12 protein-coding genes are annotated in these 14811 nt (G+C 33.8%); 6 read left to right on the forward strand and 6 right to left on the reverse strand.

The window, feature by feature from the left end:
• The first annotated feature begins 68 nt into the window (after window positions 1-68).
• Both BCR23_RS02040 and BCR23_RS02045 read left to right on the forward strand, forming a co-directional pair.
• Window positions 69-653 (forward strand): CYTH domain-containing protein, encoded by a 585-nt coding sequence (locus tag BCR23_RS02040; RefSeq protein ID WP_069633831.1) that lies wholly within the window; start codon window positions 69-71, stop codon window positions 651-653.
• Between the two features lie 117 nt (window positions 654-770).
• The gene (locus tag BCR23_RS02045; protein ID WP_069633832.1) at window positions 771-1421 is read left to right on the forward strand and encodes a DsbA family protein; all 651 of its coding nucleotides are present in this window, start codon (window positions 771-773) and stop codon (window positions 1419-1421) included.
• A 57-nt stretch (window positions 1422-1478) separates the two neighbouring features.
• Here the strand turns inward: BCR23_RS02045 and pepF are convergent, their stop codons facing one another.
• The 4 genes from pepF to spxA all read right to left on the reverse strand — a co-directional run bounded on the left by pepF (window position 1479) and on the right by spxA (window position 5905).
• Window positions 1479-3296, reverse strand: coding sequence for an oligoendopeptidase F (pepF, locus tag BCR23_RS02050; RefSeq protein WP_069633833.1), 1818 nt, complete (start codon window positions 3294-3296; stop codon window positions 1479-1481).
• 36 nt (window positions 3297-3332) lie between these two features.
• The gene (locus BCR23_RS02055; RefSeq protein WP_069633834.1) at window positions 3333-4523 is read right to left on the reverse strand and encodes a competence protein CoiA; all 1191 of its coding nucleotides are present in this window, start codon (window positions 4521-4523) and stop codon (window positions 3333-3335) included.
• 93 nt (window positions 4524-4616) lie between these two features.
• Window positions 4617-5267 carry an adaptor protein MecA gene (locus BCR23_RS02060; protein ID WP_069633835.1) on the reverse strand — a complete coding sequence of 217 codons (651 nt, stop codon included), beginning with the start codon at window positions 5265-5267 and terminating at the stop codon, window positions 4617-4619.
• Between the two features lie 239 nt (window positions 5268-5506).
• The gene (spxA, locus tag BCR23_RS02065) at window positions 5507-5905 is read right to left on the reverse strand and encodes a transcriptional regulator SpxA (RefSeq protein WP_010760718.1); all 399 of its coding nucleotides are present in this window, start codon (window positions 5903-5905) and stop codon (window positions 5507-5509) included.
• Between the two features lie 360 nt (window positions 5906-6265).
• On the opposite strand from spxA, the gene trpS reads away from it, so the two are divergent.
• Entirely contained in the window at window positions 6266-7276 is a 1011-nt protein-coding gene (gene trpS, locus BCR23_RS02070; RefSeq protein ID WP_069633836.1) for a tryptophan--tRNA ligase, read from the forward strand.
• Between the two features lie 35 nt (window positions 7277-7311).
• Here trpS and BCR23_RS02075 read toward each other — a convergent pair whose 3' ends face one another.
• Window positions 7312-9027 carry an ABC transporter ATP-binding protein gene (locus tag BCR23_RS02075; RefSeq protein ID WP_069633837.1) on the reverse strand — a complete coding sequence of 572 codons (1716 nt, stop codon included), beginning with the start codon at window positions 9025-9027 and terminating at the stop codon, window positions 7312-7314.
• A 265-nt stretch (window positions 9028-9292) separates the two neighbouring features.
• On the opposite strand from BCR23_RS02075, the gene BCR23_RS02080 reads away from it, so the two are divergent.
• The 3 genes from BCR23_RS02080 to BCR23_RS02090 all read left to right on the forward strand — a co-directional run bounded on the left by BCR23_RS02080 (window position 9293) and on the right by BCR23_RS02090 (window position 11542).
• Window positions 9293-9631, forward strand: a complete 339-nt coding sequence (locus BCR23_RS02080; protein WP_069633838.1) for a hypothetical protein — start codon at window positions 9293-9295, stop codon at window positions 9629-9631.
• Window positions 9632-10039: 408 nt separating this feature from the next.
• Window positions 10040-10522 (forward strand): hypothetical protein, encoded by a 483-nt coding sequence (locus BCR23_RS02085; RefSeq protein WP_069633839.1) that lies wholly within the window; start codon window positions 10040-10042, stop codon window positions 10520-10522.
• 309 nt (window positions 10523-10831) lie between these two features.
• A complete protein-coding gene (locus tag BCR23_RS02090) occupies window positions 10832-11542 on the forward strand; it encodes an HAD family hydrolase (RefSeq protein ID WP_069633840.1) in 711 nt (236 codons plus the stop codon).
• 68 nt (window positions 11543-11610) lie between these two features.
• On the opposite strand, the gene BCR23_RS02095 is transcribed toward BCR23_RS02090, so the two are convergent.
• Window positions 11611-14808, reverse strand: a complete 3198-nt coding sequence (locus BCR23_RS02095) for a DEAD/DEAH box helicase (RefSeq protein ID WP_069633841.1) — start codon at window positions 14806-14808, stop codon at window positions 11611-11613.
• Window positions 14809-14811: the final 3 nt, after the last annotated feature.

Below are 14811 nucleotides of genomic sequence, written 5' to 3' on the forward strand. Positions count from 1 at the left end.
TTTTCTTGACGTAAATAGGTAAAGTATGTAAAAATTGAATTAAATTAAAGAAAGTAGGTCAAAAATCAGTGAGCGAAAATTTGGAAATAGAATTTAAAACATTACTCTCTATTGAAGAGTTCAAACACACGATTAACTACTTTCAATTAAAAGAAGATCAATTTTTTACCCAAATCAATTATTACTTTGATTCGGTTGATTTTCAATTAAAAAAAAGACGTATCGGTTTAAGAGTTCGTACACTATCAAATAATGCAGAAATCACTTTGAAGATTCCAGAGAAAGTTGGCTTACTGGAAATCAATGATACCATTTCTATTGAAGAAGCACAGCGTATTGTTGAATCGGCCATACTTCCAGATTCTGGAAATGTATTCAGCAAGTTGACTACTTTAGGAATCAACAAAAATGATTTACGTTTAATCGGCAGCTTAACAACTAAACGAGCAGAAATCAAACTTCCCCAAGGTTTACTCGCGCTAGATGAAAGTTGGTACAATGAGCAACATGATTTTGAATTGGAATTAGAAGTCGAAGACGTAAAAAAAGGCAAAGAAAGTTTTCTTTTTTTATTGGATACTTTGAATATCAAAGAAACCCCATCACCAAACAAAATCCAGCGAATGATGCTAAGCTCGAAAGAAAAAGATTAAGAAGTTATAATAGTAAAAACATATCATTTCATTTTTCCCAGATTTTCTGATAAATTAGGGACACTTAGTTGAGAAATGATGTCTGGTTGCAAAAGGGTCAAATTGGAGGAAGTATGAATGATTGAAATCTATCTGTTCGTTAATCCTTTGGGGGGCATTTGTCTCAACGTAGAAAAGGATATTTTAAAATTGGTTGAAACTGAGAATAAAAAAATCCAGTTTCGTTTTATCCCACTAGTTAATATGCGAACCATAAACCATCTTATAAAATTATTTGATATTCCATCTCATGATATTGAACAACGGAATCAATTATTTGAAGATGTTTATTCCGCTGCATTGGATTATAAAGCAGCACAATTACAAGGTAAGAAAAAAGGACGTCATTTGCTTCTAGGCTTACAACAGTCTGTAGCAGTAGATAACCTTCCCTATTCATCAGAACTGGCTGAAAAACTTGTCGTAGAAGCTGGTGGTGATTTGGATATGTTCAAAGCTGATCGAGAATCTGATTTTGTCAAAGAATCATTTCAAACAGATCAACAAATTGCTCGTGAAATGGGTATTGTTAAACACCCTTCGGCAGTGGTATACAATTATACATGTGACCGTGATTTCGGAGTACTCGTAGAAGATTGCGAGTCAATGGATGAAATCAAAAAATTATGTGAAACATCAGAAGATACGCTACAATATTTTCATGAAAAATTTGAATTAAATAATTTCGATGAATCACGTGTTCCACATGGTCATTTGCATCTACTTTAATTTTAAACAAAAAACAAACTCGCCTTCCTATTCGATTAGGAGGCGAGTTTGTTTCTTTTATTTCTCTAGAGTTTCTACAAGTTGTTCTAATTCATTCAACCTTGATTCAAAAATAGTCATAGCATCTTCAATATATTGCGGTTTAGTCATATCTACTCCAGCTTTTTTCATTACTTCTATTGGATAGTCACTGCTTCCAGATTTTAAATAAGTCAAATATTTTTCCAAAGCAAGTGGTTCATTAGCTAGAATTTTATTTGCTAACGCTGATGCTGCTGAAAAGCCTGTAGCATACTGGTACACATAGTAATTGTAATAAAAATGAGGAATACGCGACCATTCTAAAGAAATTTCTGGATCTTTCATCACTTCTGGGCCATAATACTTCTGATTTAAATCTCCGTAATACTCACCTAGATACTCACTAGTTAAAGGCGTACCTTTGGCATCTTCAGTGTGAATAAAATGTTCAAATTCGGCAAATTGTGTTTGACGGAAAATTGTTCCCTTAAAGCCATCTAGATAATGATTTAATACATACGCACGAATACGTGGATCCATTTCTGTCTCCAATAAATATTCTGTCAACAGATTTTCATTAGTCGTTGATGCAATTTCCGCTAAGAAAATTGAATAGTCACCATAAACATATGGCTGATTGTTGCGAGTAAAATAACTATGAACGCTATGTCCCATTTCATGAACCAATGTGTATAATTGATCTAAGCTATCATGCCAGTTCATTAAAATATAAGGCACTGTGTCATAGGCTCCAGATGAATAGGCACCACTACGTTTTCCTTGATTTTCGGTAACATCAATCCAACGGTCATTAAATGCTGTTTTAACAACATCTAAGTACTCCTCTCCCATCGGTTTTAAGGCAGTAATCGCTTTTTCCTTTGCTTCTTCATAAGAATATCTGATTGAAGCTTCTCCTAGTATCGGCGTGTACATATCATACATATGCAGCTCATCCAGTTTCAATAGGCGTTTGCGTAACGACACATAGCGATGAAGCAATGATAAATTTTGATTTACTACATCAATTAACGTATCATATACACTTTCTGGAATATGGTTGTTACTCAATGCAGCTTCTCTTGCAGATGAATAGTTACGAACTTTAGCTTTATAATTATGCGCTTTAACGTGTGAGCTTAATGTTTGAGCAAATGTATTTTTGAATTGCTCATATACAGTATATAGCCCCTTAAAAGCCTCTTCGCGAACATTTCTATGGATATTTTCCATTAATTGACCGTAAACACCATGAGTCAGTTGAATTTTTTCTCCATTTTCATTTTCGATTACCGGAAATTTAAGATCCGCATTGTTTAAGATAGAAAAAGTATTACTTGATGCTTCAAAAATTTCACCCGCACCAGCTAATAACGCTTCTTGATCTGCCGATAAAATATGTGGTCTTTCACTCAAAATATTCTCAATAAAATGACGATACATCTCTAACTTCGTATTTTCATCGAAATATCCCCAAACTTTCTCATCGTTTAGCGATAATACTTCTGGCTCAAACCAAGCAACCGCTTCGCTAGCCTGGGCTAGTAATGAACTTGCACGAGCGTATAATGCCTGATATGTCGTATTGGTAGTGTCCTGATCATTTTTTAAATGAGCATAGACATAAATTACTTCGATTTTACGATAAATACTTAGTAACATTTCAATACTATTTAAAAATGCATTACTTCCACTTCCTAATGTCCCTTTAAACTGTTCAACTTCTTTCAACTCATCTGATAAAGCTTGAAAGGCTTCATCAAAAGATTGATCATCCTTAAATATTTTCGTCAAATCCCATGTCATCTCTATTGGTAAACTTGAACGTTCTGGTAATTGTTTTGCTTCACTCATAGCGTTTGCTCCTTTTCAAATTATTGTTAGATAGATTTATCTTATCACACTTTTAAAGGGAGTAGCAGTGATTAAACATTTATTTTCGATTCTTTTCAACCTTTCCCCCACATCTGCGATACTTTGATTTGGATTACCCATCAAAACTTTCCAACCATTTTCAACTCTCACTAAATGTTTACACGTAATCAAATAAGCAAGTAATTGATTTAAGCAATACTCTTGCATCAAGCTCATACAAACATTAGGCATCTCATAAAAAAAATCGACGGACTTTTCCAATTCTTTCATTAAAATCTCAATTAGTTCTGAATGCTCAATAACATTCTGATTAAAAAAATAGACCAAATTCCAAATTTTCACTTTTAATAAAATATCTGATCCTCTACAACAAAAAATGTGTATTCCCGAATAATAGAACCAAGTTGGCAGCTGAAGGATATGAAAACGATTGTTATATAACTCTGCTTGAATCACTCGTATTTGGTTATCTCTCCTATATAATTTTCTACCCAAATCATAATAGTACTCTTTCATCAACTTACCTATTTCAAACGTTCTTTGACTATAAATTTTTGATTTGTTGGGAAAGTCAAAAATTTTTAATAAAAAATCGCTGTAAAATTCCCATGTTTTTTTGGAAGAATAGACTCTTTTTTTCCAATCTTCCTCAATGTGAAAATGTAAGACTAACTCTTTCACTTCCCAATCCACTGTCCATAAATAAAAGCCTAGATTTTTGGAGTAATAACATAAATTTTTGGCTAGTTCACTTAAAACTTGATGATTTGAAAAGAGTTTCTTACCACAAATCCAAATGGGAACATAACCATGTTTCTGATAACTTTGAGTCCTTTCTACCAATTTTTGAGTACTTAACGAACTACATTGAATTTCTATCGCAAGATTTCCTATCAAAAGATCAGGACGCTGATTTAACGCTGGCAGATGCTTTTCTAATTCATAATCAATTGATTGTTTTTCACACCATTTGGCAAAAACCTTTTTCAACACCAAATGTTCCTCAGTCTCACCGTTTAAATAAATACTGCAAGTACTGTTCCTATAATGAGAAAAATGCGGCAATTTAACTCTTCCATTCTTAATGCGAACAGGATCATGGCAAACAGGACAAAAATACATTTCCTCTTTCAATTGTTCAATCTCTTCTCTAGATTGATTCAGTAACGTAATGACTTCCTTTTCTTTTGTACATGCATTGAACATATTATTCCCCCCGTAGTTAAAGTACGCAGGAGAAATGATTATTCACAAAAAAAATGATGTAAAGCTCTAATCGCTTTACATCATTTTTGGCACTTATTTAAAGTAATATCTTGTTAGCTCTAACGCATTGCGTTCCATAACACACGTTCCATATTCATTGAGCGTTTCTGGAGTAACAGTAGATAAATTAGCAAACTCTAATAGCTGAGCTAATTCGTTTTCCACATCTGTTTTTCCTAACTCATCCAATAAGAAAATAACTTGGAGATAATATGTTCCTTTAAATGTATATAAATTTGCTACCACAGACTGCAAGTATACTTCATTTGCTAACTGCACCATTGTATCAAAATCATTTAGTTCAAAAACCAGATTTTTCACTGTATTATCAGTAAATTCCTGTGTATCATCAGCAAAATCTTCTTCTATTTGTTTACGAATAATATTACTAACTTCTTCTGAATTTAAATCATTAAACCCTTCAAAATTAGATACTTCATCGATTGATGCATTCTTACTAATGAATAGTTCCAACCCATCACTTTTTGGTAGAACTTGAAAGGTAACAGCTTCACTACCTTGAAATTCATCTTCCACATCAACTTCTTCCAAAATACTGTAGAAAAAATTCTCTACTTCCTTGTGGTTGCCAAGTAAATCCAAAAATGTAATTCCTCTGTCAGCCAAATCTTCATTACCAATCAACACACGTATGGTATTTTCATTGATATGTTCCATTTCCATGTCGCTACACCTCACTTTTGCTCTATCAGGAAACTTATTCTTACGTACATTGTAGCGGAATCACGCCAAATGTAAAGGGAAAAGTAACAATATTTACAAATAAACTAGTGTCTTTGTATTTTCCTTGAAACTCATTTTTCTTATTATGTATTTTTTTTTATAATTGTTTACTTTTATTATGTAAAGCTCCAAAGAAAAAGAAAACCTCTGTCACAAGGACAAAGGTTCTCATTTTACATTTATAAACCTGCCATCAATTGCGCTTGACGTAATTCCAGTTGCCGAACTCCTCTTGGCAAGAAACGTCGAATTTCATCCTCATTAAAACCAACTTGTAATCTTTTTTCATCAATCATTATTGGTCGACGCAACAATCCAGGATTCTCTTTTACTAACTCTAGCAAGTCTTGCAACGGAAGCTCATCCAAATCCATATTTAGTTTTTGGAAAACTTTAGAACGAGTGGAGATAATCTCCTCAGTTCCATCCTCTGTCATTCGCAAAATTGCTTTCAGTTCAGAAATATTCAATGGTTCTGAAAAAATATTTCTTTCCTTGAATGGAATCTCGTGTTCTTGTAACCACGCACGAGCCTTACGGCAAGACGTACAACTTGGGGAAGTATAAAGTGTCAACATGTGCATCACTCCTTTTTGTGGATCTCGCCACATTTTTGAAACAGAAAAGCTTACTACTTTCCTATTTAATGTAAGTATACCCAACTTCAAGTCAAAATACTAGCTATTTTTCCAAAAAAAAACATAATTTCCCGTTATTTTACGGTTTTTTTTTCAATATTCAAATAAAATTCGTTTTTTTTTAGACATAAAATTATAACGTTTTCATTCTACAAAATTGATACCTATTTTTTATATTGTAAAAAATGTGCTAGTCTAAAAATTCTAACATTTTATTTTTTCATCCTACTCCTGTTTTTTTTTTTATTTAGCTGTATAATAATATCAATGACTTTTATTAATTAATTAAGGTGGTTATTTATGGAAACTATTTTTTCTGGCATTCAGCCAAGCGGAATACCAACTATTGGAAATTATATTGGTGCAATGAAACAATTTATTGAATTACAAAATCACTACAACTGTTACTTTTGTATTGTTGATGAGCATGCAATCACAGTCCCTCAAGATCCTGTGAAACTTCGTCAACAAACCCGTGGTCTAGCAGCTTTGTATTTAGCTGTAGGTCTGGATCCTGAAAAAGCAACAATTTTCATTCAGTCTGAAGTCTCAGCTCACGCTGAAGCGGCCTGGATTATTCAATGTAATACAACTATCGGTGAATTAGAGCGAATGACCCAATTTAAAGATAAATCACAAAAAAATGGACGTACAGGAGTTAGTGCTGGTCTTTTAACTTATCCACCGTTAATGGTGGGAGATATTGTTTTATATAATGCAAATCTTGTTCCCGTCGGTGATGATCAGAAACAACATTTAGAATTAACACGAGATTTTGTCGAACGTTTTAACAAGCGTTATGCACAAAAAAACCAAGAAATTCTAGTCCTTCCTGAAGTAAAAATTGCTGAACAGGGCGGACGTGTAATGAGCTTACAAGATCCAACTAGCAAAATGAGTAAATCTGATTCAAATGCTAAAGGCTTTATCTCAATGTTAGATGAACCTAATGTTATTCGCAAAAAAATCAAATCCGCTGTGACTGATTCAACTGGCATCATTGAATATGATCCAGAAAATAAACCTGGAATTTCCAATTTATTAAGTATTTTCTCAGCATCTACAGGTCGTTCTGTTGAGGAATTGGCTAGTGCTTATAACGGAAAAGGCTACGGTGAGTTTAAAACAGACTTGGCAGAAGCTGTCGTTGAACTGCTAGCTCCGATTCAAGAGCGTTATCACGAGTTATTAGCTTCTGATGAGTTAGATGATATCCTTGACAGAGGTGCTGAACAAGCACGTCTTGTCGCTAATAAAACATTACAACGTATGAAAAATGCGATTGGTTTAGGTAGAAAACCACGAAGATAAGACAAAAAAACAGGCTGAACGAATCAGCCTGTTTTTTAGTCTCTAAATTGCGCATCATGTAACCTGCGATAATGTCCGCCTTTTGCCAATAATTCATCATGGGTTCCTTCTTCTAAAATGCCCTTTTCGCTAACAACAATAATACGCGTAGCATGTTTGATTGTTGCCAAACGATGGGCAATAATTAACGTTGTTCTTCCTTCTGCTAGAGAATTCAATGACTCTTGAATCACTTGTTCTGTCTCAGTATCCAATGCGGAAGTTGCTTCATCAAGAATTAAAATGGGAGGATTTTTCAAAAACATTCGAGCAATCGCTACACGTTGTTTTTGCCCTCCTGAAAGTTTAACACCTCGCTCGCCAATCATCGTATCTAGACCTTCTGACAGTTGATCAACCACTTTTTCTAAGTGGGCTAACTTAACTGCTCGTTGAATTTCTTCTTCTGTTGCATCTAATTTTCCATAAGCAATATTTTCACGAATCGTCCCTGGAAATAAGAAAACATCTTGCTGGACAATACCAATTTGACTTCTTAAAGAAGCCAAAGTCATATCTTGAATATTGATGTCATCAATCGTAATTTTCCCCTCTGATACTTCATAGAATCTTGGCAACAAATTACAAAGCGTTGTTTTTCCAGAGCCGCTTTGACCAACGAAAGCCACAGTTTCACCTGGTACAATTTTCAAATTTATATGATTTAATACCTTCGTAGAATCAGCATATGAAAATGAAACATCTTCATAAATAATATCTCCATGTAAATGCTCAACGGTTAAAGCATTTGGTTTGTCTTGAATTGCAGGTTCTTTGTCTATTTCTTCAGTGAAACGCTTAAAACCAGCAATTCCTTTTGGATAACTTTCAATCATATTATTTACTTTTTCGATTGGACGGACAAAAACGTTGGCCAGTAAAATAAATCCAACAAAATCCCCACTTGTAATTTCACCTTTAATTGAGTAGTATGCGCCAAAAATCAAGGTGAAAAGGTTAATCAGCCGTATTAAAAAGTAATTATATGCTGAACTAATTCCCATCACTTTATAAAAAGTGATTTTAGATTGACGGTACGCTTGATTCAATCCCTCAAAACGCTGACGTTCAAATGGCTCATTAGCAAAAGATTGCGTTACACGAATCCCACTAACAGAAGCTTCAACACCTGCATTAAAATCCCCAAGGTTATCATAAATTTTCGTATTAACTTTTGTCATTTTTTTATTGAAGAAAACCAATGCAATGGTAATAAAAGGTAAAACTATAAAAGTTGCCAAAGCCAACTGTACATGGATTCTAAGCATCAAATAAAATGCTCCAACTAATGTCATCACAGTGATAAACACATCTTCTGGACCATGATGAGCCACTTCAGAAATCTCAAATAAATCTGTTGTTAAACGGCTCATCAATTTACCAGTCTTTTGATTGTCATAGTATTCAAAAGGTTGTGTCTGTAAATGTCTATAAAGTTCACGACGCATGTCGGTTTCAATATTTACACCAAGCTTATGACCAAAAAATACTACGATATACTGTAAAAAAGTATTAAGTATATAAAATAAAAGCAACCCAATACAGGCTAGTGCAATCAAACGAAAATTTCCTTTAGGCATAATTTTATCAATAATTTGATTCACAACAACTGGAAATGCCAATTCCAGTAAACCAGCTAGAACAGCACAACCAAAATCTAAAATAAATAAATGCTTATACGGTCGATAATAATTAAAAAATCGTTTTAACATAAACTCCCTCTTTCTTTTTTTGACACTGCTATTATTATACGCAAAGAAAGTCTTGGATGCAAAGTCTGAAACCATCAATAAAAGCAGCGTATACTGTTATTATTTTTGCTTTAAAATCAGATTATCCAAGTTTAAAAGTAAAAACGACCAAAATAGGATAAAAATAAACAGATTTCAAGTTGAAAAAACGTTATTTTAACTATACTATAAATAAGGCTATATATTTCACGTATAGCATACTATCATTAATAAAAGGGGAGTCTAAGTGAAAACAACAAAACTAGTTATTGGTGTTATAAGTATTATTTTATCATTATTACTACTGTTTCAATCTTCTATTGCTGAACTTGTGAATGACATAGAGAATAAAGCTGAGACTGACAGAATTACAGGTATGCTTTTGGCCTTTTCTTTATTAGTAGCTGGAATAGTTGCCATTACAACTAAAAATTCTTCTGGTAATGGCAACTTTATTGCTGCTGGATTTTATATTGCCGGTGGATATGGTAATTTATATATTTGGACAGTATTATCGATTATCTTTGGAGCAGTTTTCGTTATTGGGGATCCGAAAATAAGGAAAAATAATCAAAACACTAACTAATAAACTAATCTGAATTGATGATAGTTCCATTGTGTTTCAGACATTTTGAATACTATAAATGTTGATATATCAATCACTTGAAAAGATTAAAGCAATTTGTTAGGTTATAGCTATACATGTGCACCATAACAAACACCGATGAGTCACTTATGTCTTGGGGAAGATAGGTCTTATCGGTGTTTCTTTGCTCATATACTGAATTATCCCCTACCTCAATTTACTATTGATGTTACTTTAAAAAAACAGTCAATAAAATGCAAGATAATTCTAATTATTATACCTTTAAAAACAAAAATAAATAAAATATTTCATTTTAAAAGTAAAATATAATCGTCATATTGGATTTATTATTATTCTCATGATACTATATTTATGTAACAAATAATATTTTAGGAGGATTATTTTATTATGAAAAAGAAATTTGGTTTACTTGTTGCTCTGACTTTTGCTACTTTAGCTGTATCAGGAATGAATGCTTCTGCCGAAGAAGTTGGTACTTCTAATCAACGCTCTTCATTCCAACCTTATTTCACTGGTTCTGATATTTATAAAGATATTAAACCATTTGAAACAGTGGAATTTGCTATCCCTAAACTGCCTGTCATTTCAGGATATCATGTAAATGTTAAGTTTTATGCAAAACCAACTTCCAATAGTTCTGAAAACTTTTTAGTTGAACAAATATCCCCTGATGGTAACTGCGTTCTCGCTAGCGAAGTTGTTGCTGGATACAACAGTAATCTTTTCTATAAATCAACGGCAGGAGCTGGGTACTTTGGAACAAACTTCCGAATTGCTCGAATAACTAATTTATCTCTTCAACCTATGAACTATACTATTCAATACAATTACAAATTATCTACAGATCCAAATGATTTTGCCGGATTGTAGTATATAAAAACAGCGATTGGGACAAAGGTGTTTAACTCTGAGAAGTTAATGTGATCTAAGCAAAGCATAGTCTGCTTTTGTCTCACTGTTTATTCCGATTTTAAAGATCTGGTGTATAACTTGTAGAGTTATGCACCAGATCTTTATTTTTTATACCCCCTAATTCCTTTGATACTCACATTCAAACCCGTTAAATCTCTTTCACTTACTTTCTAATTTAAATTAAAATTTTTCTTTCTGTTCTTTTGTGAAAAAGTTCGCTACAATGATAAAGGATTTTGAAAATTATTAAGGGGTGCAATTTTTTTAATGAAAACCATTGTTTTTGACGTTGATGATACAATTTATGACCAACAACAACCATTTAGAAATGCTATTCAAGCAATTTTTCCTACTGTAAAGCCAGAAGACATGCACGCATTATACATTCGCTTTAGGTTCCATAGTGATGAAACTTTCCCAAAAGTTATGTCTGATGAATGGACGTTAGAGTACATGCGCTTTTATCGCATTGATGAATCTTTAAAAGATTTAAATTATCCCACTGTTTCAAAAGCAGAGGGCTTAAGGTTCCAAAAAATCTATGAAGATGAACTGGATAATATTGTCATGCATCCAGAAGTAGAAAAAGTATTTGATTTCTTGAAAGAAAAAAAGATTCCCATGGGAATTATTACAAATGGTCCCACAGATCATCAATTTAAAAAAGTCAAACAACTTCAGCTAGAAAAATGGGTTCCTACCGACAACATCATTATTTCTCAAAGTACTGGTTTTCAAAAACCAGAAAGAGAGATTTTTGACTTAGCAGCCAAAGAGTTTTCTATGGAGGCTGAACATACCCTATACGTGGGTGATAGTTTTGAAAATGATATCGCTGGTGCCAAAAATGGTGGTTGGAAATCTGTATGGTTCAATCATCGCTTAAGAGAGATGCCTTCCCATGAAGAGGCTACCCACCTTAAAGAAGTTACCTCATTTGATGATCTATTGCCAACAATTCAAGCTCTATTTGCTTAATTTTTGTAAATAAAAATAGTGCAGCGACTCATCGGTAAATTTTGACGATGAGTCGCTGCACTATTTTATTATTCACCAATACTTAAAATCATTCGAATATCGTCTTCTGTCATTTTTGCTAACTGCTCTTCATTTCCTTGAATCACTTTTTGGAACAATTCGCGTTTTTCTTGCTGTAAGGAGTCCATTTTTTCTTCAACTGTCCCTTCAGCGATCATACGCCAGACTTCTACAACATTCTTTTGACCGATCCGATGCGCCCGACCAGCCGCTTGTTCTTCTACCGCTGGATTCCACCATAAATCATATAAAATCACAGTATCAGCGCCCGTTAAGTTTAATCCTGTCCCCCCAGCTTTTAACGAAATCAAGAAGACATCTTTTTCGCCAGCATTGAAGGCATCTGCCATTTCCATGCGTTCTTTAGGTTTCGTACTTCCTCTCAAATAAAACGTTGTTAATCCCAATTCATGAAGCTCTTTTTCGATGATTGATAACATACTTGTAAATTGAGAAAAAAGCAACACTCGACGATTATTTTCTTTAGCAGCCGTCAGCAAGTCCTTAACCTGCTCTAATTTACCTGAACCGCCTGTATAATCATCAATGAATAGACTAGGATCACAACAAATTTGACGTAAACGAGTCAGCCCAGCCAAAATGCTTAATCGATTCTTTTTAAAGGCATCTTGATCCATTTGACTAACATCTTCTTGCATTTGTTTCAGATAAGCTAAATAAACTGTTTTTTGCTCTTCTGTCAGTACACTGTAAAGATTGCTTTCGATTTTATCAGGCAAGTCCTCTAATACTGTCTTTTTATCACGCCTTAAAATAAAGGGTTGAATCATTTTAGCGATTTCTTCAGGTTTCATTGATCTAAATAAAGTTTTCGTTGGAAATAATCCTGGTAAAATCATTTGGAAAATCGACCATAATTCATCTAAATTATTTTCTATTGGCGTACCGCTCAAGGCAAAACGTTGAGGAACCGTCAAACTTTTTAAGGCTTGAGCAGTTTTTGTTCCACTATTTTTTACCATTTGAGCTTCATCTAAAACCAAGTAACCGAGATGTAAGCTCTGATACATCTCAATATCTTGTCTTAAACTGGCATAAGAGGTAATCAAAACATCTAAACCAGCTTGATTTGCTAATTTTTCACGCTCTGATTTGTTTCCAGCAACAACTTCCGCTTGTAAATCAGGAGCAAATTTCTTTATTTCCGCTGCCCAGTTGTAAATCAAACTAGCTGGTGCCACGATCAAAGCAGCTCCTTTTTCGCTCTGTTCCTCTTTTTCAGACAATAAATAGGTGATTGTCTGTAAAGTTTTACCTAAACCCATTTCATCAGCCAAGATTCCACCGAATTGATAATAGCTAAGCATTTTTAACCACTTAAACCCATCAATTTGGTAAGTTCTAAGCGTTGCTTGGATATTATCAGGCAAAGCAGCATCGAAATTTTCTGGATGGGTTAAATTAGATACCATTTCTTTAAAAGAATCTGAAAAATGTGCTCTAGAATTGTTTTCTAACATATTCTCAATCATCAATCCTTGATTTCTAGGTACCTGAATCGTTCCTTGAACATTTTTCATATTCTTTCTTAAAAGTGTCAAAATTTCACTTGTTTGTTGGAATTCCTCTGAATCTAATGCTAGGACTTCTCCTGTTTGTAATGTATAAAAACGATCATTTCGTAACAAACTTGCTAAAACAGCGTCAATTTCTTGTTCTTCTATCCCCGTAATGTCAAAGCGGACATCTAACCAAGAATCGGAATCGGAAACTTCTATCGTTGGTTGATGATGAGCTGCATCTAAGAATAATTCTCTTAGTTTTTTTCCCATGCGAACCTCGCCTAAACGACGGAAAGTCGGAATTTCCGCTTTAAAAAAATAATACAGTCTTTCACCCGATGGTAAGTTTTTTTCATAGCCCGTCGTTTCTTTTTGATAGCCAAACGTTGATAATTGCTCTAGAATTTCTTGTTCTTTTTTGCTATCACGGACAACTTCTTGATTGGCTCCAGACGCAACTGAATACTCATCATCAGTTGAAAAAATCACTTTTCCGTATGTGAAATCCACTCGAACTTTGATCATTCCTTTAATCTTTCGAAAAATAAAGATCGTTTCTAATTGATGATAGACTACTTCTTCGGATACATCCTCACTGACGGTTACCGTTCCAATTTTTTTCAATAGTGGAATGACCGAACCGAATAAATCAGATAGTTCATGCTTTTCATATATGATTTCAGGTTTTTCAACCCGTTTCAATAATTGTAATAACGTTGTATAAACCGCTTCTTGTTCTTGTGAAAAAATAAACGCTTGATTTTGACAAAAACCCCAATGATAATGGGATAAAAATGTTGTTATGTGATCATCAATCTCTAATTTATAGGTCTTATCTGGTTGCTTAGTTACAGCAAAAAAGAGTGGCAACGTACCTTTTATGAAGGTTAAGTGACGATATTTTTTGCCTTCATCATTTAGTTGAAAATGAGGAAGTTGACTCATTTTTTCAAGTAGTTGCCGTCCTTGATCAATTGGTAAAACTAGATAACGCTTCTCTATTTTCCCTTTTACTTGAACTCCATTTGTACCCAGCAATTGAGTTGTTTGATAAATAGCTGCCAATTGCTCTAACAATTCTTGTGTTTCTATGGGAAATGCTTCTTTTTTGAGATCAAAATAATGCTGCTTATTGATCAAGAATGATCCTTCTTTTTGAAAAACTTGAAAGAACTCGCCAATATTTTTAATAATGTATGTTTTAGGTTTGACTCCTTGATAGCCAATACGTAAAGAAACTCCTAAAACAGCTAACTCTGGATAATAACTGTTGGTCTCAATCACATCTACAATGTATTCTACAACTAGCGGAACTAGTTTAGTTTGACTCTCAGACTGATTCAATTTGGCAAAACCTTTGGTGAACATCTCAGAAACTGATAAAGAACGTTTCTCAAAAATTACCGGTTGATCATCTTTGATAATTCTTGAAGTGCCTCTTTGACGTAAAGCTAATTCAACAGCTACCGTATGCTTACAATAGCTGTGATCCATCCAATAGGGACATTCACAAATATCATTTTCTTTAGCAGTTCCATCTAGTTGCACACGATAAAGTTCTTTTCCTAAAACTTCTGCATGCCAGATCTTTTTTTCAGGATCTTGCACAATTGACAAGACTCTGCCGTCTTTCATATATTCTCTGCCACGTTCAACAATTCGTTCTGGAATACTCCATTTCATCTG

Source organism: Enterococcus quebecensis, assembly GCF_001730365.1.
Taxonomy (GTDB): Bacteria; Bacillota; Bacilli; order Lactobacillales; family Enterococcaceae; genus Enterococcus_L; species Enterococcus_L quebecensis.